This window comes from Kitasatospora sp. NPDC056731, from assembly GCF_040687675.1.
Classification (GTDB): domain Bacteria; phylum Actinomycetota; class Actinomycetes; order Streptomycetales; family Streptomycetaceae; genus Kitasatospora.
Map to the genome: position 1 here is coordinate 165,497 of NZ_JBFBNR010000009.1, position 22,226 is coordinate 187,722.

Consider the following 22,226-nt stretch of genomic DNA (forward strand, 5'->3'; position numbering starts at 1 on the left):
TGGGGGGTTCGCCTCCGTTCGGGCTCGGCCGGGGGTGGCCGGGGGTCAGGGGGCGGGTGGGGCGACGGTGTGCTCGTAGGCGGCCTTGCTGCTGGCGGAGGGGTTGGCGACGGACCAGCCGTCGTCGCCGAGTTTGAGTTTCTTCGCGGTGTGCTGGTCGTGTTCTTCGTAGGTGGTGGCGGTGAGTTCGGCGTTCTTCTGGGCTTCGTCGACGGCTTGTTGGAGTTGGTTGAGGACGTCGCGCAGGCCGTCGCGCATGGTGTTGTAGCGGTTGTGGATCTCGGTGGCTTCGGCGAAGGTGCCGAAGGCGGTTCTGCCGATGCCGCTGCGCCCGTGGGTGCCGGTGCCGTCGGCGTGGTGCTGGAATTCGGCGAGGAGGAGCCGGACTTGGGCGGCGAAGGCGCGGAGTTGTTCGACCTCGACGCGGTAGCCCTGGCCGGCGCCTCCGGTCGTGCCGGTTCCTGTTGCCACTTCGGCGCCTCCCCCGTGCGTCCGTGGGTCGCTGTCGGGGTTGGGCCCCGGTGTCTCATGTCTAACACACGGGGCCCGAATTCCGCCTGGTACCTGGTCAGTTCGCAGGCGTCCTCGTGTGGAGGGCGTCGGCGAGGGCGCGGCGGCAGAGGGAGTCGGCGTGCCGGGTGGTTTCGGGGAGCCGGTAGTGGGGGGCGAGTTGGAGGGTGGTGCGGACGGCGGTGTCGAGGCTGATGCGGTGGCCGATGGAGACGTAGACGGGTTTGACGCCGGGCCGGGTGCGGAGGGCGCGGCCGACTTCTTCGCCGGTGGCGGGGTCGGTGAGCGGGGTGGTGGAGCCGCGGGGGGTGTCGGGGTCGTGGTGGTGGAAGGTGAACGGGGTTTTGGCGACGCCGAGGGTGCGCAGGCCGGTGAGGACGCCGAGGTGGCTGGCGAGGCCGAGGCGGCGGGGGTGGGCGAGGCCGTAGCCGTCGCAGACGACGGTGTCGGGGGTGCGGGTGAGGGCGGCGAGGGCGTCGAGGACGGCGGGGAGTTCGCGGAAGGCGAGCAGTCCGGGGGTGTAGGGGAAGGGGATGCGGCCGACGGCGGTGGACTGTTCGACGACGGCGAGGGTGTCGTGGTCGAGGAGGACGGCTGCGGCGGCGACGAGGTCGTGTTCGTCGTCGTAGGCGACGTCGACGCCGGCGATGAGCCGCCCGACCCCGCTGCCGGAGCCGGAACCGTCGGAGCCCCCGGAACCGTAGGCGTCGTCGGGGTCGTGGGTCTGGACGAGGGGGCGCAGGCGTTCCTGTTCGGCGAGTGCCTGGGCTTCGGTGGTGGGCCAGTCGGCGGGGATGGGCACGGGTGTTCCCCCGGGTGGGTGGGGCGGGCGCGGTCGGGTTCACCGTACCGAGGGGCGGACGACCCCGGGGTGAGCCTGTGCGCCCCCCGTGCTCCCGGTCCGGCGGGTTAGCCTGGACTTACCGAACTCCCTTGCCGGGAAGCACTTCTGGGACCGGCACGATTCCCGCTCGTTCCCCCCGACGCGCGAAGGACCCCCCGCCATGCCTCGTCCGTCCGCTGCCCAGTACTGCCTCGGTTCGTTCACCGTCGTCGCCGCCACCGTGGCACTGCTGGCCGTTTCGGGCGCCTCGGGCGTCCTGGAGGTCATGGTGCTGGAGGGGTTCGCGCTGGCGCTCGGCACCGTGGTGACGGTGTTGTCGCTCGCCGTGTCCGGCCGGTCGGCGGCGAGGGCGGGAGCGGCCTCCCCGGCCGCGGCCGGACACGAGTACGCCCGGCAGCGCTAGCAACGCTAGGTCCTGTCCGCCGCCGGGCGTCCGCGGCCCGCTCGGCCGGTCAGTCGGTGGTGACCACCACGGTCTTCGCGGCCTTGTCGTGGATGCACTGCCGGTAGGGCTTGTCGAAGACGCCGAACATCCCGTCGATGATCCACCAGAAGGCGGCGCAGCAGATCACGGCGGGGAGGATGTAGACGGCCGCGCGGGTCCAGGCGGCGCTCTGGGTGGGCTTGTTGCCGTCGATCAGCATGGCGACGCGGACGTGCATCGCCTTCTTGCCGAGGGTCTGGCCGTCCCGGCCGAGCATCAGGCCTTCGTAGAGGAGGTAGATGCCGCAGCCGAGCCAGAACGCGCCGACCTCGCCGGAGCGGTTGTTGAAGTCGGCGAAGGGGGCCACCAGGATCACGGCGACGGCCTGGACGAGGAGGTAGTCGATCAGGCGGGCGAGGATGCGCCTGGGCCAGCTGCCGATCGGCGGCATGCCGGGGACGGGCCCGGCGCCGGGGGTTCCGTAGCCGGTGGGGCCGTAGCCGGGCGGGGGCTGGTCGTAGGGGTTCTGGCCGGGCGGGCTCTGACCGCCGGTCGGGCCGCCGTAGGTGCCGCCGTACGCGCCGGGGCCTTCGGACGGGGTGCTGGAGGTGCCGTCGGACGGGCCGCCGGTGGGCGGCGGGGCGGGCGACGGGTTCGGGTCCGACGGCCGGTCTTCCGGCGTGCCGCCGCCCGGCTGCGGGGACTGCTTGTCGAAGGAGGGCTGGCCGCCCCCCTCCGGCTGGGAGCCTGAGGGGTCGTGAGTGCTCATCCGTCGAGTAGAACATCACACATTCTCGCGGTTTGGGACATTCTATCCGTTTTGCCGCCAGGGCCGGATGGCGCCTCCGCGCCCGGAGTCGGCCGCCACGCCGGGAGGCCTCAGTCGCGGACCACCCGGGTGCGGGCGGCCCGGTCCTGCCAGCCACGCCGGGCCGGGCGGTCGAACGCGGGCCAGACCAGGCCGAGGAGCAGCAGCAGGCCGAGCTGCCTGACGGCCCATCGGAGCAGCGAGCGGCCGAGGCTCAGCCTGGTCCGGGCGCCGGGGGCAGTGGCGTCCGCCACCCGGATCCGGGCCAGTCGCTTGCCGAAGGTCTGGCCGGTGCGGGCGGTCGGCAGCACCTCGTAGAGCAGGCTGACGAAGAGCAGGATGCCGAGCAGGACCGCGACCTTGCCCAGCACCACGTCGTCCACCAGCCAGACCTGGACCTGGCGCCGGGTGAGGGAACTGGCCATCCGGGCCTGGTCGAGCTTCTGCTGGAGGTGCTCGGACGCCGAGCGGCCGAGCGGGATTCCGGCGGCGACGGCGACCACGAGGAGTACGACGGTGTCCACGGCGCGCGCGGCCAGCCGACGCCCGAGTCCGGCGGGCGTCGCGGAGGCGGGCACGGTGGGGGCGGGCGCCGTCGGGGCGGGTCGGCGCCGTGCGACGGCCTCCCGGGCCGGGCGCGCAGCCGGCAGCGACGCGGCGGGCGCGGGGGGCCGGCCCTGGGCCCGGGCCGGAACCGCTCCGGCGGCGACCGGCGCGGCCGGGGCCGGCACGGCAGGCTCGGGCTCGGACGCGGGCTCGACGGCACGCCCGGCCCCGCGCACAGCCGCCGGAACGGACGCCGCGACGGGCGTCTCAATGGGCGACGGCGCCTCCCGCACGGCCACCGCCGCCGGGACGGTCGCGGGCACTCCGGAGACGGCGGCCACTTCCACCCCGACCGAAGGCCCGGCCGAGGCCCCGACCGGAACAGCAACCGAAGCGCGGACCTCCCTCGCGCGCCCCTCCTCCCCGTCGGGCGCCCCCGAAAGCACCCCCCAGGAGACCCGGTGCGGCTCGCCATCCGTCTCCATCGGCCCCCGTTGCGCCTGCGGAACGACCTGCCAGCTGAGCTCCTCCACCTCGCCCTGGCCTGCCGCACCCCCGACCGCCGAAACCTCGACCATCGGCTCGCCAAGGACCGCTTCGCCGAGGACCACCTCACCGAAGACCGACACCTCGACCGCCGCCATCTCCAGTCCAGACACCTCAGGGCTCTCGGACGCCCCCGGCTCCCCGACCGTCCGGAACACCGGCCCGCCGATCACCTCCGCCGCCCGCGACCCGAGGACGAACTTCGCCCCGCCCGTGGTCTGGTCGAAGTACACCGGCCCGGTGTCCCCGCCCCTGCCCCCACCGTGCGCGGCCCCGCCCCAGGACGGCTCCGGGGCCGCCGTCTCCGGAACGGCTGGCTCCGGCAGCACCGGTGGCGGCACCACCCGCGCCGTCCCGGCCGCGCCGGCGGCGGGCCGCCGGGACGCGAACCGGGGCGGCTCCATCACCTCGCCCTCGGCGGGTGCGAGCCGGCTGGTGCCCGGCACCCAGGCCGAGCCGCCCCAGTACCGGACGAAGCCGGGGATGGAGGGGTCGGGGTAGTAGCCCGGCTCGGGTCCGACGGCCGGGTCGCCGGCGCCGGCGAAGGGGCGGTCCGTCATGGGGGTCTTCTCTCCTGGCGGGTCCTGGCGGGGCCGACACGGCACGCCCGCCCGGCGCACCCGCGAGCCGCCCGGCGCGCATGGGTGGGGGCACCGCTGGTAGGCGGACAGTCGCCGGGTAGTCACAAAGGGTAGTGCCTCGTCGTGGCGCCGACGGAAAGTTGGTCAATCACCTGACAGCGGCGGGCCCTCCGGGGTAGGGGCGGCCGAACCGTCCCGGCGTGCGGCGGGTGTCCGCGCGCCGCGGTCCCCACCGGTCACCACCCCTCGCCTCACCCCCCTCGTCGAACTTCCCGAAGAAATCCCGGAAACGTGTGTAAGAGCCGGCGTGGACCGCCCTCTCAAAGGTCACCGGGCCCGGAACCGGGCAGGAATCGAAGGCAGAGAGGAAGACGATCATGGAGCGCCCCACCAGCGTGGTCGAGCACGAACTGGAGCTGAACCTGGTGCTCTCCCCCGAGCACAGCGTCCCCGTCCCGGCCCGGCTGTCCTACGGCAGCCACGACCCGTACGCGGTGCACATCACCTTCCACCTGGACACCGGCTCCCCGGTGACCTGGGTGTTCGCCCGCGAGCTGCTGGTCGAAGGCACCTTCCGGCCGTGCGGCCAGGGCGACGTGCGGATCTGGCCGACCCGCTCGGGCCGGCGCAGCGTGCTCTGCCTGGCGCTGAGCTCCCCGGCCGGCGACGCCCTGCTGGAGGCGCCGCTGCCGGTCGTCGCGGCCTGGCTGGAGCGGGCCCACCGGCTGGTCCCGCCGGGCAGCGAGATGGCCGCGCTGGACATGGACGGATCGCTCGCGGACCTGCTTGCGTGAGCACGCGCACGCCCGCGAACGGGCACAAAGCCTCGGCCGCGCACCCGGCCGGGACCGCGCGACGCGACGGGAGCCGCGCCCCCGCCGGCTCAGCGGGCCGCGGGGGCCTGCTGACGGCCGCGGGTGGCGTCCGGGCCACCGCCGTCGCGCTGTCCGGGCAGTCGGACCAGCGGTGCCCCGGCGGAGCGTCGCCGGGCCCTTATCCGGATGGCGGCGGCGAGCAGGAAGCAGAGCCCGACCCACGGGTAGACCGAGGTCGGCAGCTGGCGCAGCGGCGCCATGTGGAGGACGGCCGGCCCGAGCGGCTTGGCGGCCCACATCGCGAAGGAGAGGAACGCGAGCAGCGTCGCCCAGAAGGCGGCCCGCCAGCGCAGTCGGCGGACGCCGACCGGGCGGGCGTGCTCGACGGAGGCCTCGGTGGCGAGCAGGACGAGCACCGGCACGCACCAGACCCAGTGGTGGGTCCAGCTGATCGGTGAGATCAGCACGGCGGTGACGGCGGCGCAGCAGACGCCCCAGGCCTCGGCCCGGGGCAGCCAGCGGGCGCTGCGGTGGGCCCAGGCGGCGACGGCGAGGCCGGCCACCGCGACGAGGCCGGCCGCGAGGGTGGCGAGGGTGCCGGGGTCGGCGGTGTGCAGCAGCCGGGCGAGGGCGCCGCGCAGCGACTGGTTGTCGACGATCTCGGTCTTGCCGACCCGGGAGGAGTCGTAGAGGTACTTGGTCCAGAAGCCCCAGGTGGCGTCGGGCAGGACGAGGGCGCCGATCAGGAAGGTGCCGAGGAAGGTGAGGCCGGCCACGAAGGCGGCCCGGACCCGGCCGGTGATCAGCAGGTAGACGGCGAAGAGGCCGGGGGTGAGCTTGAGGCCGGCGGCGATGCCGATCGCCATGCCCTTGCTGCGGCGGGCGTCCGAACGGGTGAGGTCCCAGAGGATCAGGCAGGCGAGCGCGAGGTTGATCTGGCCGTACCGGAGCGTGGTGAAGACGGGTTCGAGCCAGACGCCGAGGCCGGTCACCAGGATGACGCCGATCGGCCGCAGTTCGCGGCGCGGCCAGCCGACCAGCTTGAAGGACAGGTGGGTCAGCAGGGCGAGCAGCCCGAGGTTGCCGAGAGTGATCGCCACCCGGAGGAACGGGACCGGGAACCAGGTGGTGGGCACGAACAGCATGGCCGCGAACGGGGGGTACGTCGCGGGCAGGTTCCACTCGGTGACGCGCAGTGCGTACAGGTCGGTGCCGTTGGCCACGGCGGCGCCCTCGGCCCGGTAGACGATCATGTCGACCATCGAGGTGTTGACGAAGTGGCGGACCACCGCGTACACGACCAGGGACAGGAGCGCCAGGGCCGAGGCGGCCAGCAGCGGTCGGCGGGGGGCCTCGCGCAGCGCGCGGACGGGGGCGCCGAGCGCAGTCCGCAGCCGGTCCGACAGGGGGGCGGGCGCGGGGTCGGGTGCGGTCCGCACCGGGCTGCGCTCGTCTTGCACCGCTGTCACCAGTCCACTCCGTCCACCGCTCGACCAATCGCCGACGATACCGGATGCGGGCCGACCGGGCCTGGGCACGGATGATCACGCAGGGTGACGAATGGGCCCCGACCGGCCGTACTCCGTTGCGGGCGGAGCACGGACGGCCGGGGCCACCGGGGGGAAGGCTCAGAGCCTCAGTGGTCCCGCACCTCAGCCGGTGTAGGCGCCGAGGGCCCGGGTGAAGTCCAGCGGCTGCTGGACGATGCTGCTGCAGCTGGCGTCGGCGTAGGCCTTGGCCCCGCCGTCGCAGGCCTTGTCGCGGGTGCCGGACCACATCGCCAGCCAGGCGAGGTGCCTGGACGCCGCGAAGTCGGCGAGCTGCTTGGCGTCGGCGACGGTGAAGACCTCGCTGGCGACGTCGTTGACGCCGATCATCGGGGTGACGGCGACCTTGCGCCAGGCGGCCGCGTCGTCCAGTCCGAGCACGCTCTTGACCTGGGCCTGGGTGGCGGTGGCCGCGGCGATCGCGTACTTGCCCATCTGGCCCTGCGGGTTCGGGGCGACGCCGTCGCCGAAGTCCATGGCCATGATGTTGACCGCGCCGATCGCGACGCCGTTGTTCTTGGCGTCGGCGACCAGGTTGACGCCCTCCTGGGTCAGGCCGGAGGGCAGCGCGGGCAGCGTGAAGGAGACGTCGAGCGCCTTGCCCTGGGCGGCGGCGTTCTTCTGCAGCTGGGCGATGGCCTGGGCGCGGCGGGTGTTGGCGGCGGTGTTGGCGATCGCGCCGCCCTCGACGTCGAAGTCGAGCCTCGTCAGACCGTAGGCGTCGACGGTCTTCTGGTAGGCGGCGGCCAGGTCGGCGGTGGAGCCGCAGGCGAGGGCCAGCTCGCTGCCGTTGGCGCCGCCGAAGGAGACCCGGACGTCGCCGCCGATCGCCCGCAGGGAGCCGATCTGGGCGGCCACCGCGTCGGCGGACAGGTCGCTGACGCCGCCCCACTTGGGCTGGCAGCCGCCGCCGGACACCACGAAGGCGAGGGTGTAGTTCTTGACCCCGGTGGCCTTGGCGGTGGCGACCAGGTCGTACGGCGGGTAGAGCGAGGTGTCGACGTACGGGGCAAAGCCGGCCCCGGCGCCGGCCGGGGGTGCGGGCACACCGGTCGCCGTGGGGGTGGCGGTCGGGGTGGTCGGCTTCGCGGTGGCGGTGGCGGTGGCACTCGCGGTGGCCGTCGCCGTGGGAGCCGGGGTGCCGGTCCCGGTCCGGGTCGGCACGGGAGTGGTCGGCACGGGGCTGGCCGACACCGGACTGGTCGGCACGGTGGTGGGCGTCGCCGTCGCGGTCGGGCGGCCCGAAGGGGTGGGCACGGTGCCGTCGCCGGCCTTGCAGGAGGTGTTGTTGACCAGGCAGTTGCCGGGCTCGGCCTGTGCGGCGCCGGTGCCCTGGGCGACGAAGCCGACCACCACGCTCTTGCCGGGCTCCAGCCGCTTGCTCCACGCCTCCGGCTTGACGGTGACGTGCTGGCCGGCGGCGGTGAAGGTGGCGTTCCAGAGCGAGTCGATCTTCGCCCCGGCCGGGAGGTCGAAGCTGAGCGTCCAGTCCTCGATCGGGCCGCTGTCCGGGTTGGTGACCAGGTACTGGCCGGTGTAGCCGGAGTCCCAGCTGCTGGTCCGGCTGTAGACGGCGCCGAGCGAGGCGGCGCTGGCCGAGGAGGCGAGGACGACGACACCGCCCGCGACCAGGGCGGCGGCGACCGCCGAGGCCCCGACGATCGCGCCCTTGCGGCTGCGCCTGCGGCGGCCTGGGCGGCGGTTGGGCTGGGTGGTCATGGCGCGTTACCTCCGGGGTGCCGTCGGTCGGCCGCGGTCCGGGCGCGGGTGCGTGCGGACGTCCGGGCGGCCGGCCCGGCTCGGTCGGGTGACCGGCGCGACCGACGCTAGCGGCGGCCGGGGGGCCGAACCGGCGGGCTGAGCGAGGGGAAGAACTCCCTTAGGACGCGCTTAAGGAAGATCCGGAAACTGGCGGCGCATCAGGCGCGTGCGTGCGAAACCGGCCACCACGATTCCCCCGGGCGCCGAGGGAGCGGCCGAGGAAGCGGTCACTTCTGGAACAGCGCGCCCCGGCTGCGCCGCCGCCCCGCCCGCGCGGGGGTGCCGTCCGGGCGGGTCCGCAGCCGCAGCCGGATCTCCGCGCCGCCGAGCACGGCGGAGCGGCCGAGCGCCAGGTCGCCGCCGGTGGACTCGGCGAGTTTGCGGACGATGTCGAGGCCGAGCCCGGTGGAGCCCTCGCCGCCGTGGCCCTCGCCGCGCTTGAGGGCGGCGGCCGGGTCGCTGAAGCCGGGGCCGGCGTCGCCGACCAGGACGATCACCGAGGTCTCGGTGGCGAGCACGTCCACCGAGAAGGCGGTGCCGACGGCGGTGTGCCGGAAGACGTTGCCGAGCAGCGCGTCGACGGTGGCGGCCAGGTCGGCGCGCTGGACCGGGACGGGCGTCGCCCGGTCGGCGCCGGCCAGTTGCCAGCGGCGCCCCTCGTCCTCGGCCAGCGCGGACCAGAAGCCGACTCGTTCGCGGACCACCTCGGCGACGTCGCAGCCGACCGCGACGGCGGGCGCGTCCTCGGGGTCGCGGCGGGCCGAGCGGATGATCTGGTCGACCTCGCGCTCCAGTTGGGAGACCGCGTGCCGGGTGGCGTCGGCGGCGTCGCCCTCGCCGAGCGAGGCGGCGTTGAGCCGCAGCACGGTCAGCGGGGTGCGCAGCCGGTGGGACAGGTCGGCGGCCAGTTCCCGTTCGGCGGCGAGGAGTTGGACCACCCGGTCGGCCATGGTGTTGAACGCGTGGGCGGCTTCGCGCAGTTCCTCGGGGCTGCCGGCGGCCTGCTTGCCGTCCACCGGGACTCGTACGGCGAGGTTGCCGGCGCCGAGCGAGCGGGCGGCGCCGGCGAGCCGCCGGGCGGAGGCCACGATCCGGCCGCCCATCCGGTCGGCGACCAGGACCGAGATGGCGACCAGGCCGAGCGCGACGCCCGAGAGCACCAGCCAGGCGGTGGAGACGCCCCGGGTGAGGTCGCCGTCGGCGACGAACACCTCGACCACGGCGGTGCGCCCGGTGTCCACCGCGACCGGCTGGAGCAGCGCGTAGCCGCCGGGCACCTCGACGGTGAAGGAGCGGCCCTGGCCGCCGGCGGTGGACACGTCGCCGGCGGCGGCACGGGCCTCGCCGATGGTGGGCCCGCCGGGGCCGCCCGCGCCGGGGAGTGCGTCCGGGGCGGCCGGGGCGGGCAGGTGGACCGCCATCCGGCCCTGCCCGCCGGCGTCGGTGCTGGCCAGGGCGCGGTCGATGGCGATCTGGTCGGTGGTGATGGCGAGGGCCGGGCCGAGCGCGGCGGCCTGCCGCTCGGCGGCGGTGAAGGCGTGGTCCCGGGCGGTCTGCTGGACCATCAGGCCGAGCGGGATGAGGAAGGCCAGCGCGACCATGGTGGTCCCGGCGACGGCGGCCTTGATCAGGGCCCAGCGCAGCGAGCGCCCGAACCTCCTCATGTCTGGTGCTCCGCCAGTCCCCCGGCGGCCTCCAGCCGGACCCCGACTCCGCGGACGGTGTGCAGGTAGCGGGGGCTGGAGGCGGTCTCGCCGAGCTTGCGGCGCAGCCAGGACAGGTGGACGTCGATGGTCTGGTCGCCGCCGTAGGTCTGCTGCCAGACCTCGGCCAGGATCTCCTTGCGCGGCACCACCACGCCGGGGCGCCCGGCCAGGAAGGCCAGCAGGTCGAACTCACGGCGGGTCAGGTCGAGCAGCCGCCCGTCCAGCGAGGCCTCGCGGCGCTGGAGGTCGATGGCGAGGCCGCCGACCCGCAGGACCTGGGCGACGGGGGCGGCGCCGCCGCCGAGCCGGCGCAGCACGGCGGCCATCCGGGCGCTGAGGTGTTCCCCGGAGAAAGGTTTCACCAGATAGTCGTCGGCGCCGTCGTTGAGCAGCCGGACGATCTCGGCCTCGTCGTCGCGGGCGGTCGAGATGATCACCGGCACATTGGTCAGGCCCCGGATCATCTTGAGCGCCTCGCTGCCGTCCAGGTCCGGCAGGCCAAGGTCGAGGATCACCAGGTCACAGCCGACCTGGGCGACCTCCCGCAGCGCCTCAAGTGCCGTGCCCACGCTGCGGACCGCATGACCGGTGTCGGTCAGGTGCCGGATGAGGGCGGATCGTACGAAGGGGTCGTCCTCGACCACGAGCACTGTTGCCATGGCCCTGCACGGTACGCCATCGACGGGCAGTGGTCTGTACCTCGGGGTGGCCTCCGGACATTGTGCAACTCCCCTGACTAATAACGGGGCTGCCCGGCTGCGCAGGCCCGCAATACGGCAGGATGAGCGGACGATGCGGAACGGACTGGTACAGCTCGGCGCCTGGGCGGCGGCCACCGGGGCAGCGGTGGCGCTGTCCTGGCTCGGCGTGCACGCGGTGCTGACCGGCGCCGCGTTCGAGCAGCCCACGGCCCTGCCGCTGCCCTCGCCGAGGGCCGACGGCACGCCGCACACCGCGACCGTCACCCCCGAGCAGCCGCGGTCGGCCACCCAGACCGGGGCCCCGGCCCCACCACCGGCCTCCCCGACGGCCGCCACGACGACGACGCGCGGGCCGGCCCCCGCCACCACCCTCTCCGCCGCCTCCCCGCCGGCCACCCGCCGCCCCACCCCCGCCACCACCACCGCGGCGACGTCCTCCGTGACGTCCTCCGTGAAGAGCTACCCGGTGCCGGGCGGCAAGGTCGCCCTGGACATCCGCCCCGACAAGGCCTCGCTGGTCTCCGCCACCCCCGACCCGGGCTGGCAGATGCAGGTGTGGAACGGCGACCAGTGGATGCGGGTGGACTTCACCAAGGGCGAGCAGGCCAACTCGGTCTTCGTCTACTGGAACGGCCACCCGCCGGTGGTCGAGACGGCCATCCGCTGAGCCCCCCTCACCAGGTCTCGAACGGCAGGTACCCCGGAAGGTACGGCCCGGCGTAGCCGGACCGGTCGACCAGGGTGTGCCTGGTCCCGCCCGGCACCCCGATCGTCGCGAGCACCACCGTGCCGAAGCGGTCCCGCGCCTCGTACGGCTCGGCCAGCGACAGGGCGCCCCGGTCCACCGCGTAGTCGTACGCGTAGAAGACGTCCGGCACGCTCACCGCGAGGTCCAGCACCCCGTCCCCGTGCCGGGCCAGGTGCGCGGCCAGCTCCCGGCCGCGCGGGCCGATCACCTGGACCAGCGAGGTGAGCACGATCCTGGTCCCGGGCGCGTCCAGCACGTACGAGACCGTCTCCGGTTCCCCGGTCTCCGGCCCGGCGTACGCGGTACAGCGCAGCCCGAGCGCGGCGGTGTAGCGGCGGGCGGCCCGCTCGGCGTCGCCGACCGCGAAGACCACCGCGTCGGCGCGGCCCATCGGGAGGGGGGCGGACTCTCCAAGCCCTGCGGCGAGCAGGACGGGTTCGGCGGCGGTGTCGGTCATGACGGCCCTCCCGGTAGGCGTGCGGACCACGGCGGGTGCGACCGTGCGCCGGTGTGGGGCCCGGTGCACGGCGTTGTGGCTGGAGGGTGGCGCCGAGCCGACCGGCGCGCAACTGTTCCGTTTCCTCCTGGTCAAGCTGTGCGCCGGGGCGGGAGAATCGGCGGCGCCGCTGTACACAATGCCCACCGGAGGACGGAGCCGCGATGCCCCACGCCCAGTCCCCGAGCTCCCCCGGCTCGCCCAACTCCCCCGCTCCGCCGGGCGCTTCGGCCGCCCCCGGGACAGGCGGCGGGAACGACTCGATCGACGCGCTGGACGGCCGGCTGATCCGGCTGCTCGCCGAGGAGCCCCGGATCGGGGTGCTGGAGTGCTCGCGCCGGCTCCAGGTCGCCCGGGGCACCGTGCAGGCCCGGCTGGACCGGTTGCAGGCCAAGGGGGTGATCGGCGGCTTCGGCCCGGAGGTCGACCCGGCGGCGCTCGGCTACCCGGTGACGGCCTTCGCCACCCTGGAGATCTCCCAGGGCCAGGGCGCCGACGTCCGGGCGCACCTGGCGAGCGTGCCGGAGGTGCTGGAACTGCACACCATCACCGGGGCCGGGGACATGATGGTGCGGATCGTGGCCCGCTCCAACGCCGACCTGCAACGGGTGATCGACCGGGTGGTGGGCTTCGACGGGATCGTCCGCTCGGCCACCGCGATCGCGCTGGAGAACCCGGTGCCGTACCGCATCCTGCCGCTGGTGGACCAGGCCGCCGCCGAGTAGGGCCCGCGCCCGGCGGCAGCGGCCTGCGCCCCGGTCAGCAGCTGGGGACGCTGCCGCCGCTCTTCAGCGCCTCCAGTGCCGAGACCGCCTCGCCGAGCGTGCCGACCGGCACCAGGCGCAGCGCCTTGGGCGTGTTGACCTTGGCGTCCGTGCACTCGTCCTTGGGCAGCAGGAACACCGTCGCGCCGTCCCGGGCGGCCGCCTGGGTCTTGAGCGGGACGCCGCCGACCGCGCCGACGACGCCCTGGTCGTCGATGGTGCCGGTGCCCGCGATCGTGAGCCCGCCGGTGAGGTCGCCGCCCTTGCCGTCGCCGGCGAGCTTGTCGATGATGCCCAGCGCCAGCATCTGCCCGGCGCTCGGGCCGCCGACGTCACCCAGGTCGACCTTCACCTTGACCTGGTCCGGCGAGAGGTGGAGGTAGCCGAGCGCGGCGGCGGTGGCGCTGTTCTGCGACTCGGCCATCTGCTGGGCGGTCTGCTCCTCGGCCTTGGCCGGGTTGCCCGGCTGGTAGACCGTGTCGGTCGGGCGCACCGCCTCGTCCTGGTCGAACCAGGCCTGGAGCGCGCGCCAGAAGGTGGTCTTCTCGCCCGGGTTGGTGGCCGAGATGGTGACCATCCGCAGCTCGCCCTCGGTGGTGCGCAGCGGCGCCCCGGTCACGGTGAGGACCGGCTTGTCCTTGTACGTGCCGAGGGTGTCCGCGGTCAGGCCCGGCCAGGTCAGCGTGTACGGCAGCGGGACGAAGGCGGCCACGCCGAACAGCGCGGCGACCAGCACCCCGCAGAGCGTGAGCGCGCGGGTCCGCGGGGAGGTGAGGGCCTTGGGCAGCTTGGTGTCGGACACAAGGGGAATCCAAACACACCGGGGCCCGTGCCGGCCTACCGCAGCGCGTCGGCCACCTCGGTCGCCGCCTCCACCACCCGGGGGCCGACCCGCTCGGGGACCATCCCGTTCAGCATCACCACGCCGACGCTGCCCTCGATGCCGCTCAGTCCGATCAGCGCGGCGGCCGCGCCGCAGGCCCCGGACTGCTCCTCCGCACGGGTGATGACGAAGCCCTGCTCCGGCCGGCGCTGGCTGGGGAAGGTGCGCGCCTCCAGGATGGCCCGGCCGGCGGCGCTCTCGCCGAGCGGGTGGCGCAGCCCGGTGCGGTAGGCGACGTGGAAGTCGGTCCAGCTCGGCTCGACGACGGCGACGGCCAGCGCCTCGTTGCCGTCCACCAGGGTGAGGTGGGCGGTGGCGCCGAGGTCCTCGGCCAGGCTGCGCAGGGCTGGCAGCGCGGCCTCGCGCAGCAGCGGGTGCACGCGGTGGGCCAGGCGCAGGACGCCCAGGCCGACCCGGGCGCGGCCGCCGATGTCCCGGCGGACCAGGCCGTGCTGTTCCAGGGTGGCCAGCAGCCGGTAGACGACGGTGCGGTTGACGGCCAGTCGGGCGGCCAGCTCGGTGACGGTGAGCCCGCGCTCGGAGTCGGCGAGGAGTTTGAGGACCCGGACGCCACGGTCCAGGGTCTGGGAGGTCTCGGCAGTCACGACGGGCATCCTTTCCGCGGCGCTCGCGGGGGCAGGCGGCGCCGGACCGGGTTCGGTGTCGCGCGCAGGTGGGGTGGCCGCGCTCGGACCGCTCGCGGTGTCGTCCTTGACGTGCGTGCGGTCCTGCGGCGCCCGTCCTGTGGGGGTTGCCCGGTGGAAGAGCGTGGGGGAAAGGTAGTGAAGGAAATGTCGTGACGGAAGTGGTTGTCCAAAATTCGGGCGTGATCGTTCTCAACAGCGCGACGGAACCGGGACAAATGCCTGCATTTCTCCGGGCCCGTCAGCGCGCGGGTCCGGCCGCGCTCCGGAGTCCGGACACACGGGAGCGGGACGGCCGGCCCGCGGCCGCGCGCCGTACCGTTCCCGCGACTGATTCCGCGACCGATTCCGCGGCTACTTCGCCCACTCGCGGATCTTGGCGATCCGCGCCTTCAGCTGGTTCGCGGTGGCCTGCGCGGTCAGCGGGCCGCCGCACTGGCGGCGCAGCTCGTTGTGGACGGTGCCGTGCGGCTGGTCGGTGCGGTGGTGCCAGGCGGCCACCAGCGCGTTCAGCTCCTTGCGCAGCTCCCGGAGTTCCTGGTGGGTGACGACCGGCCGCTGTTCGGCCGGCAGCTCCAGCAGGTCTGCCTCCTCGGCGGGCTTGCCCTTGCTGCGCTGGATCTGCCGGTGCTGGCGCTTCTGCAGCAGCATCTGCACCTGGTCCGGCTCCAGCAGGCCCGGGATGCCGAGGTAGTCGTCCTCCTCCTCGCTCCCCGGGTGGGCCTGCATGCCGAACTCCATGGAGTTGTACAGCACCCGGTCGAAGACCGCGTCGGAGCCGATCGCCTCGTAGGAGAACTCGTCGCCGCCCGCGCCGTCCGGCCCGTCGTTGGCCCGCTCGGCCTCGGCGAGCAGCCGGTCCTCCTCGTCGAAGAGGCCCTCGCCCTCCTTCTTCGGCCGGTCCAGCACGTGGTCGCGCTGGACCTCCATCTCGTTGGCGAAGCCGAGCAGCGTCGGGATGGTCGGCAGGAACACCGAGGCGGTCTCGCCGCGTTTGCGGGCTCGTACGAAGCGGCCGACGGCCTGGGCGAAGAACAGCGGGGTGGAGATCGAGGTGGCGTACACCCCGACGCACAGCCGGGGCACGTCGACGCCTTCGGACACCATCCGGACCGCGACCATCCAGCGCGAGTCCCCGGCCGCGTAGTCGGAGATCCGCTGGGAGGCCTCGGTCTCGTCGGAGAGCACGACGGTGGCCTTCTCGCCGGAGATCTCGCGCAGGATCTTGGCGTAGGCGCGCGCGGTGTTCTGGTCGGTGGCGATGACCAGCCCGCCGGCGTCCGGGATCGCCTTGCGGACCTCGGACAGCCGCCGGTCGGCGGCCTGCAGCACGGACGGGATCCACTCGCCCTGCGGGGCCAGCGCGGTGCGCCAGGCCTGGGCGATCAGGTCCTTGGTCATCGGCTCGCCGAGCCGGGCCTCCAGCTCGTCACCGGACTTGGTGCGCCAGCGCATGTTGCCGCTGTAGCTGAGGAAGATCACCGGGCGGACGACGTGGTCGGCGAGCGCGTGCCCGTAGCCGTAGGTGTAGTCGGCGACGGACTTGCGGATACCGTCGCCGCCGGCCTCGTACTGGACGAACGGGATCGGGTTGGTGTCGGAGCGGAACGGCGTCCCGGTCAGCGCCAGGCGGCGGGTGGCCGGCTCGAAGGCCTCGAAGCAGGCCTCGCCCCAGGACTTGGAGTCGCCGGCGTGGTGGATCTCGTCCATGATCACGAGGGTCTTGCGTCCCTCGGTCCGGTTGCGGTGCAGCATCGGGTTGACCCCGACGCCCGCGTAGGTGACCACGATGCCGTGGTAGTCCCGGGAGAGCGGGCCGGAGGAGTAGGCCGGGTCGAGCCGGATGCCTATCCGTGCGGCGGCCTCGGCCCACTGCTTCTTCAGGTGCTCGGTCGGCGCGACGACGGTCACCTGCTGCACCAGGTGGTTGTGCAGCAGGTACGAGGCCAGGGTGAGCGCGAAGGTGGTCTTACCGGCGCCCGGGGTGGCGACCGCGAGGAAGTCGCGCGGCTGCGTCTCGATGTACCTGTCCAGCGCGCCCTGCTGCCAGGCCCGCAGCTTGCCCGCGGTGCCCCAGGGGGCGCGGCCGGGGAAGGCCGGCGAGAGGTGGTGCGAGGCGGCGGACGCGGCAGGTCCGGCACCCCGGGCGGGCGCCTGCGGCTCCGACACGTCGGAGAACAGCGGCATCGAGGAGGCGGCGGCAGTACTCACGGTCTCCGAGGGGGGGATCATCGCAGGTCAGGGGCGGTTTCTCAGCCCCGCCCCGCGGAAGGGCGGCGATCGGACAACCCGCCCAGCGTACCGGCCCGGCGCCGTCGGGGCGGCCAGGCGAGGCTCCGCGCCGGGCCCGGGCGGCCGGAAATCGACGTGACCCGGATCACATCCGATCGGTTCCGAAACCGAGTAATCACGGCCGGTCCCGGGACTCTCACCAGGGTGAGGCCGCCCCAACCCTCCCCCTTGTCGACCGGCCTCACACCGACCCGAAGGGACTCGCCGTGCACACCGCCGCCGAAGAGACCGTCCAGGCCCGTCTGATCCTCTCGCTCCACCGCTCCGTCCGGCTGCGGGTGGTCCTGAGCTACCTGCCGGAGGACCCGCTCGCCGTCCGGATGGCCTTCCCCGCCGAGTTCTCGCTGGACGAACCGGCGGACGGCGGCGCGGGCCCGGGCGCGGACGGCGCCGACGACATCGTCTGGGTCTTCGCCCGCCAGTTGCTCTCGGCCGGCCTGGAGCTGCCGGCCGGCGTCGGCGACGTCCACGTCCGGCCCGCGGTCGGCCGGCGCACCATGGTCGAACTGCGGGCGCCGGAGGGCACCGCGCTGCTCCAGTTCGACACCACCGACCTGCGCCGCTTCCTGTGGCGCAGCCGGCTGCTCGTCCCCGAGGGCGAGGAGCACCTGCACCTGGACGCCGACCGCGCGCTCGCCGAACTGCTCGGCTGAGCGGCGCGCGGGGCCGGCGTCCGGGGGCGTCACCGCGCTTCCGGCCGTCACCCGGGTCCGGGGCCCGGGGCGCCTCAGCCCGACAGCCTGCGCATCAGCCGGACGCCCTGCGCCGGCGTCAGGTGCGGCAGGTACGCCTTGCCGATCGCCCTGGTGATGCTCGGCAGCGCGGCGGGGTCGGGGTAGGCCATGTACATCGGCCGGTACTCCGGCTGGAACTTCGACTTGAACGCGAGCAGCGAGCGGAAGCCGTAGACCGGCTCCAGCACCCGTCCCATCCAGTCCAGCATCCGCTGCAGGCCGGAGGGCTCCTCGTCCTGCCCGGAGCGGGCCAGCGGCGCGCCGGACAGCGACAGGAAGCGCGCGCCCTCCTCCTTGAAGCCCAGCGCGGCCGAGGCGATCAGGAACTCGTTGACGCCGCGGAAGCCGTCCGAGCGCCGGCGCATGAAGTCCAGCGTCCAGCCGACCGGCACGCCGTTCTCGTACACCGGCATCCAGCTGGTCAGCCCGTGCACGACGCGCTGCTCGTCCACCGCGATCAGCACCCGTACGTCCGGGTCGTCCAGCTCCTCCAGTCCGCCGAGCGTGAAGCCCATCTCGGGCAGGCCCTTCTCGGAGACCCACTCCTCGGAGATCGCCCGGATCTGGTCCCGCAGCGCGCGCGGCGCCTCGTGGTGGGACCACCACTCGGCGGTGATGCCCTGCTTGCCGGCCTTGTTCAGCGCGGTCCGGATGTCCTGCCACTTGCGGCCGGTGAAGGCCAGCTCGGGCAGCGCCACCACGGTGTCCTCGGCGACCTGCACCGAGCGCCAGCCGAGCTGCGCGGTGGCCTCCCGGGTCTGCGGGGAGACGCTGTAGAAGCACGGGGTCCAGCCGCGCTGGTCGCAGAACCGGGCGAACCCGGCCACCGCCCGGGCCCGGGCCTCCGGCGCGCCGAACGGGTCGCCGGTGGTCAGCGCCACCGTGTTGTGCACCCGGTAGGCGACGGCCGCCCGGCCCTCCTCGTCGAACCAGTAGTGGTTGCCGTCCCAGGTGGTGATGAAGGACAGCGTCCCGCCGCCGTACGCGGTGAGCAGCGCCCTGGCCCGGGCGGCCGCCTCCGCGTCGGTGTGCAGCACCGGCCGGCGGAAGGCCAGCAGCAGCGCGGTCAGCGCGACCACCCAGAAGGCCAGCCCGCAGTACGTCTCCAGGAACAGCGCCACCGGGCCGACCGCGATCGGGTAGTCCGGCAGCAGGTCGTTGTAGGCGGGCGGCAGGAACTGCGCGGGCAGCCCGTGCAGCAACCGACGGATGTTCGCCCCCGGCTCGAACTGGTCGGCCGCGAGGCGCCCGAGCCCCACGTACGCGGCCGAGGCCGCCAGGGCGGCGCCGCCGAGCAGCGCGCCCAGCCGCAGCACCGCCCGGCCGGCCAGCCGCAGCCGGAAGCGCTGCCGGGTGGCCAGCAGCAGGCCCAGGGTGAGCAGCGGCAGCAGCAGCGCCTCGACGAAGTACTGGACCACGTCGCCGCTGACCGGGCCGGAGTCGAGGTACAGCCAGCCCAGCAGCGCCGCCCAGAGCAGCTCGGTGGCGACGGTGATCCGCCAGGCGAGCCGCAGCCCCCGGCGCAGCCCCTCGGCCAGGACCAGCAGCAGCGCCGGGAACAGCGCGGCCATCAGTCGGCCCGGGGTGTCGAAGATCCGCTCGACGGCGTGCGCGCGGGCGCAGTCGTGCGCCGACAGCGCGCAGAAGTCGGCCACCTCCTCCGGGCTGAGCCGGTGCGAGAAGTACAGCTCGGAGAAGGTGTTGAACGGCCCGCTGGCGTTGTCGTACAGCGAGGCGATCAGCGGCCCGAGGGCGGCGGCGACCAGGCAGAGCGCCACCAGCACCCGGGTCTCGGAGTGCGAGGAGCGGTGGGTGCGCAGGTGCAGCCCGCCCCGGGCGAGCAGCGCGCCGGCGCCCAGCCCGACGAACGCGGCGGCGCACCGCTGGACGCTCTGCAGGTGGCCCACGTAGAGCGTCATGACCAGCGGGGCGAGCAGCACCAGCAGGTGCAGCCGGCGGCGCCAGAGCACGGTGAGCCGGTAGCCGAGCACCCCGGCCAGCGCGAACAGGCCGACGCCGGGGCCGACCGAGGTCTGGTCGGCCACCGAGACGGTCCACTGCTCGCCGACCCGGGAGCCGACCGCGATCAGCCCGGTGCCGAGCAGGGTGCCCGCCAGCTGCCCGCCGACCAGCACCGCGAGCGTGCGCAGCCACCCGAGCCGGTGCTCGGCGGCCGGGCCGACCAGGACCAGCAGCAGGCTGGTGAACACGTACGAGCCCAGGCCGGAGCACCAGAACAGCGAGGTGAACGGCGTCCACCAGTGGCCCTCGGCGAGCGTGGGCACGCCGACGCCGACCCGGTCGAGCAGCCGCTCGGACGGCCCGTGGGCCAGGCTGCCGGTGGCCGCGCCGAGCGCCCAGAGCCCGGCCAGCAGCACCAGGGTGAGCGGCGCCGAGCGCAGCCACACGCCGAACGTCCGGGTCGCCCGCCAGGCCCGCTGCGGGCGCGGCTCCGGCGTTCCGGCGACCGGCGCGCGGTCCGACGGCCACTCCTGCTCCTTGGCCGGCGCGGGGGCCGCGGGGAGCCGGATCACCGGATCAGTCCGGTCTGCTGGGAGAGCCAGGTCAGATTCTGCTCGAAGGCCTGGCGGAACACCACCCAGCTGTGCCAGCCGGGGATGGTCTGGTAGCCGACCTTCATTCCGGCCGCCTGTGCCGCCGCATAGGCCTTCTCCTGCATGGGTCGGAAGTCCGGGTCGTTGGCGCCGACCACGAACATGCCTGCGGTGTCGGGGAACTTCTGCCGGGCCATGACGTGCACCGGGTCGACGGCGTCGAACGCGGCCTCGTCACCGCCGAAGGCCTTGTCGACGGTCTCGCCGCGGTCGCCCAGGGTCGGCTCGTCCTGGCCGGAGATGTCCAGGAAGGTGCCGTAGACCCCGGGTGCGTTGACGGCCAGCTGGAGCGAGCAGGTGCCGCCGAGCGAGAGCCCGCCGATGGCGAAGGCGCCCCGGCCGGTGGCGGTCTGCAGGTTGTGGTGGATCCAGTCCGGGACGTCGGTGGCCAGGTAGGTGTGCGCCTTGGCGATCCGGGAGTCCATGCAGAGCGTGTTGGTGAACGGGCTGCCGGTGGGGTCGGCGACCACCACGATCGGGGCGAGGCCCTGGTGGTCGGCGGCGAACGCGTCCAGGGTCTCCTGGATGGCCCCGGAGGTGATCCAGTCCACCGGGGCGCCGGGCTGGCCGGGCAGCAGCACCACGACGGGCAGCAGCGGCCGGGGATTGGCCTGGTAGGCGGGCGGCAGGTAGACGTACCCGTCGCGGGCCGTGAAGCCGGACTTGGCGCCGGGGATGGTCACGGTGGAGAGGGTGCCCTTCGCGGGCAGGCCGGGCGGCGCGTGCCAGAGCTCCTCGACGGGCTTGCCGGGCGTGGCGGCGACGGTGCTGGCCACCTTGCCCGTGGTCAGCGCCTGGATCTCGGGCACCAGCATGGCCCGGGCGGTCGGGTACTGGTCGAAGCCCCGGTTGACCTGCGAGGCGGCCATCAGCAGCACCAGGACGGCAGCTCCGGTCGCCAGCAGCCGCCGGCGGACGGCGAGCAGCGGCGCGCGGAAGCAGACCAGGGATATCGCGAACAGCGCGACGGCTATCCAGCGCAGGACGAAGTCCGGTGTGCCCTCCGGGAAGGGGTGCCACCAGCCGTCGACGCCGAGCTTCACCAGGGCGGTGAGCGTTCCGGCCAGCATCAGGGCGCCGAAGAGGCGCGGGGCCCGCCAGCGTTCGTGGCGGGAGAACGCGAGCAGGACCAGCGACCCCCAGCCCGCGGCGAGCACGGCGTACGGGATCGGGCCGTGGGTGAGCGGCCAGTCGATCGGGTTCCAGCGGGTGGCGAGGGTCAGCGTGGTCATGCGGCTTTGCCCGGCCGGGTGGTGTCGGCCAGGAAGCCGTAGGCGACGACGTTGCCCTCGTAGCCGTGCTCGGCGCTGTACGCGCCGCCGCAGGTGATGACCCGCAGCTGAGCGTCGGCGGCCTGGCGGTAGACCCGGTCGTCCGGGAAGTCCTTTCGGTCGTGCACTTCGATGGCGTACAGCTGGTAGACGGCGACGGCGCCGTCCGCGCGGGCGATCTCGATCCGGTCTCCGCGCCGGAGCGCCCCCAGGTTGTAGAAGACGGCCGGGCCGGCCTTGTTGTCGACGTGCCCGGCCAGGATGGCGGTGCCGCGCTGCCCGGGGCTGGCCCCGCCGCGGTACCAGCCCGCCAGGTTGCGGTCCGCCTCGGGCGGGGCCTGGAGGTGGCCGTCGGGGTCGAGGCCGAGCGCGGTGACCGGGGCGTCCAGCCGGACGGCCGGGATGCGGATGCGGGTGGGGTCGGACGGGCCCAGTGGCGGGGCGACGGAGACCGGGGCGAAGCCGGACAGCGTCTGCGTGCTGCCGGGGGCGGGCGGCAGCGCGCCCTGCCCGCCGTCGTGCAGCAGCCAGGCGCCGAGTACCAGCGCGGCACCGGCCGCCAGGGTGCCCGGCCACGGGCTCCTGCTCTGCTGGACGCCCACGGGCGCTCCCCTCTACCGACGGATTCCCGATCCTGGGAGTTTCCTGGGAAACAATTCAATCGGATCGGACCTTAAAGCACGTCCACACGATGGGCGTAATGACACCCCCCGTTCGGCAGGGCAATCGCCCGAATCCGTGCGCCCAGTGGGCACCCGGTGACGGAACGCGACGGCCGTTTCCCAGGTGACGGCGCCACCGGAACGCCTCGGTACGAGCTTCGACGGCGCGGGGGGCCTGTCCGGTTGCGTCAATCGGGCGATCGATGACGACCGCGGGTGGCGCCTCGTCGACCGATCGGGCCCAGCTGGCATGCTGACCCGGTCACGGGTTCTATCACCCCACTTGTCCGACCGGATTTCCGCACGCCTGTACGCCTGTACGCCTGCC

20 protein-coding genes are annotated in these 22,226 nt (G+C 74.1%); 5 read left to right on the top strand and 15 right to left on the bottom strand.

From position 1 onward, the window contains the following. Nucleotides 1–45: 45 nt before the first annotated feature. Nucleotides 46–471, bottom strand: coding sequence for a hypothetical protein (locus tag AB0R04_RS12035; RefSeq protein WP_363370297.1), 426 nt, complete (start codon nucleotides 469–471; stop codon nucleotides 46–48). A 97-nt stretch (nucleotides 472–568) separates the two neighbouring features. Continuing rightward, nucleotides 569–1,312, bottom strand: a complete 744-nt coding sequence (locus tag AB0R04_RS12040; protein WP_363370299.1) for an endonuclease V — start codon at nucleotides 1,310–1,312, stop codon at nucleotides 569–571. 202 nt (nucleotides 1,313–1,514) lie between these two features. On the opposite strand from AB0R04_RS12040, the gene AB0R04_RS12045 reads away from it, so the two are divergent. Next, a complete protein-coding gene (locus tag AB0R04_RS12045) occupies nucleotides 1,515–1,757 on the top strand; it encodes a hypothetical protein (RefSeq protein ID WP_363370300.1) in 243 nt (80 codons plus the stop codon). 49 nt (nucleotides 1,758–1,806) lie between these two features. Here AB0R04_RS12045 and AB0R04_RS12050 read toward each other — a convergent pair whose 3' ends face one another. Further along, entirely contained in the window at nucleotides 1,807–2,547 is a 741-nt protein-coding gene (locus AB0R04_RS12050) for an RDD family protein (protein WP_363370301.1), read from the bottom strand. A gap of 110 nt (nucleotides 2,548–2,657) precedes the next feature. Further along, the gene (locus AB0R04_RS12055) at nucleotides 2,658–4,238 is read right to left on the bottom strand and encodes an RDD family protein (RefSeq protein WP_363370303.1); all 1,581 of its coding nucleotides are present in this window, start codon (nucleotides 4,236–4,238) and stop codon (nucleotides 2,658–2,660) included. Between the two features lie 398 nt (nucleotides 4,239–4,636). Here AB0R04_RS12055 and AB0R04_RS12060 point away from each other — a divergent pair, with 398 nt between their 5' ends. After that, nucleotides 4,637–5,053, top strand: coding sequence for an SsgA family sporulation/cell division regulator (locus AB0R04_RS12060; RefSeq protein WP_063349195.1), 417 nt, complete (start codon nucleotides 4,637–4,639; stop codon nucleotides 5,051–5,053). An 89-nt stretch (nucleotides 5,054–5,142) separates the two neighbouring features. Here the strand turns inward: AB0R04_RS12060 and AB0R04_RS12065 are convergent, their stop codons facing one another. The 4 genes from AB0R04_RS12065 to AB0R04_RS12080 form a co-directional block, all read right to left on the bottom strand. After that, on the bottom strand, nucleotides 5,143–6,543 hold the full coding sequence (locus AB0R04_RS12065) for a glycosyltransferase 87 family protein (RefSeq protein WP_363370305.1): 1,401 nt from the start codon (nucleotides 6,541–6,543) through the stop codon (nucleotides 5,143–5,145). A gap of 183 nt (nucleotides 6,544–6,726) precedes the next feature. Continuing rightward, complete coding sequence (locus tag AB0R04_RS12070; RefSeq protein WP_363370307.1) at nucleotides 6,727–8,340, bottom strand: cellulose binding domain-containing protein; 1,614 nt, start codon at nucleotides 8,338–8,340, stop codon at nucleotides 6,727–6,729. Nucleotides 8,341–8,609: 269 nt separating this feature from the next. Then, nucleotides 8,610–10,025 carry a HAMP domain-containing sensor histidine kinase gene (locus AB0R04_RS12075; protein WP_363370379.1) on the bottom strand — a complete coding sequence of 472 codons (1,416 nt, stop codon included), beginning with the start codon at nucleotides 10,023–10,025 and terminating at the stop codon, nucleotides 8,610–8,612. A 17-nt stretch (nucleotides 10,026–10,042) separates the two neighbouring features. Beyond that, nucleotides 10,043–10,747, bottom strand: a complete 705-nt coding sequence (locus AB0R04_RS12080; protein WP_063349193.1) for a response regulator transcription factor — start codon at nucleotides 10,745–10,747, stop codon at nucleotides 10,043–10,045. A 133-nt stretch (nucleotides 10,748–10,880) separates the two neighbouring features. Between AB0R04_RS12080 and AB0R04_RS12085 the strand changes: the two genes are divergently transcribed. After that, nucleotides 10,881–11,456 carry a hypothetical protein gene (locus AB0R04_RS12085; protein ID WP_363370310.1) on the top strand — a complete coding sequence of 192 codons (576 nt, stop codon included), beginning with the start codon at nucleotides 10,881–10,883 and terminating at the stop codon, nucleotides 11,454–11,456. A 7-nt stretch (nucleotides 11,457–11,463) separates the two neighbouring features. Here the strand turns inward: AB0R04_RS12085 and AB0R04_RS12090 are convergent, their stop codons facing one another. Beyond that, nucleotides 11,464–11,994: a VOC family protein gene (locus tag AB0R04_RS12090; protein WP_063349191.1), complete on the bottom strand. Its 531-nt coding sequence runs from the start codon at nucleotides 11,992–11,994 to the stop codon at nucleotides 11,464–11,466. Between the two features lie 203 nt (nucleotides 11,995–12,197). Between AB0R04_RS12090 and AB0R04_RS12095 the strand changes: the two genes are divergently transcribed. Further along, a complete protein-coding gene (locus tag AB0R04_RS12095) occupies nucleotides 12,198–12,758 on the top strand; it encodes an Lrp/AsnC family transcriptional regulator (protein ID WP_363370312.1) in 561 nt (186 codons plus the stop codon). Nucleotides 12,759–12,792: 34 nt separating this feature from the next. Here AB0R04_RS12095 and AB0R04_RS12100 read toward each other — a convergent pair whose 3' ends face one another. The 3 genes from AB0R04_RS12100 to AB0R04_RS12110 all read right to left on the bottom strand — a co-directional run bounded on the left by AB0R04_RS12100 (nucleotide 12,793) and on the right by AB0R04_RS12110 (nucleotide 16,511). Continuing rightward, nucleotides 12,793–13,599, bottom strand: coding sequence for a S16 family serine protease (locus AB0R04_RS12100; RefSeq protein WP_244293447.1), 807 nt, complete (start codon nucleotides 13,597–13,599; stop codon nucleotides 12,793–12,795). Between the two features lie 35 nt (nucleotides 13,600–13,634). Then, nucleotides 13,635–14,285, bottom strand: a complete 651-nt coding sequence (locus AB0R04_RS12105; protein WP_063349190.1) for a helix-turn-helix domain-containing protein — start codon at nucleotides 14,283–14,285, stop codon at nucleotides 13,635–13,637. 393 nt (nucleotides 14,286–14,678) lie between these two features. After that, nucleotides 14,679–16,511, bottom strand: a complete 1,833-nt coding sequence (locus tag AB0R04_RS12110) for a DEAD/DEAH box helicase (protein ID WP_363370381.1) — start codon at nucleotides 16,509–16,511, stop codon at nucleotides 14,679–14,681. A gap of 311 nt (nucleotides 16,512–16,822) precedes the next feature. Here AB0R04_RS12110 and AB0R04_RS12115 point away from each other — a divergent pair, with 311 nt between their 5' ends. After that, nucleotides 16,823–17,269, top strand: coding sequence for an SsgA family sporulation/cell division regulator (locus AB0R04_RS12115; RefSeq protein ID WP_063349188.1), 447 nt, complete (start codon nucleotides 16,823–16,825; stop codon nucleotides 17,267–17,269). 74 nt (nucleotides 17,270–17,343) lie between these two features. Here the strand turns inward: AB0R04_RS12115 and AB0R04_RS12120 are convergent, their stop codons facing one another. Genes AB0R04_RS12120 through AB0R04_RS12130 form a run of 3 tightly spaced genes read right to left on the bottom strand, consistent with a single transcriptional unit; the run spans nucleotide 17,344 to nucleotide 21,838 of the window. After that, nucleotides 17,344–19,884 (bottom strand): phosphatidylglycerol lysyltransferase domain-containing protein, encoded by a 2,541-nt coding sequence (locus AB0R04_RS12120; protein WP_079135850.1) that lies wholly within the window; start codon nucleotides 19,882–19,884, stop codon nucleotides 17,344–17,346. Beyond that, nucleotides 19,881–21,197 carry an alpha/beta hydrolase-fold protein gene (locus AB0R04_RS12125; RefSeq protein WP_363370316.1) on the bottom strand — a complete coding sequence of 439 codons (1,317 nt, stop codon included), beginning with the start codon at nucleotides 21,195–21,197 and terminating at the stop codon, nucleotides 19,881–19,883. The genes AB0R04_RS12120 and AB0R04_RS12125 overlap by 4 nt, the downstream gene beginning before the upstream one ends. Further along, entirely contained in the window at nucleotides 21,194–21,838 is a 645-nt protein-coding gene (locus tag AB0R04_RS12130) for a class F sortase (RefSeq protein WP_063349186.1), read from the bottom strand. Before AB0R04_RS12130 ends, AB0R04_RS12125 begins: the two co-directional genes overlap by 4 nt. Nucleotides 21,839–22,226: the final 388 nt, after the last annotated feature.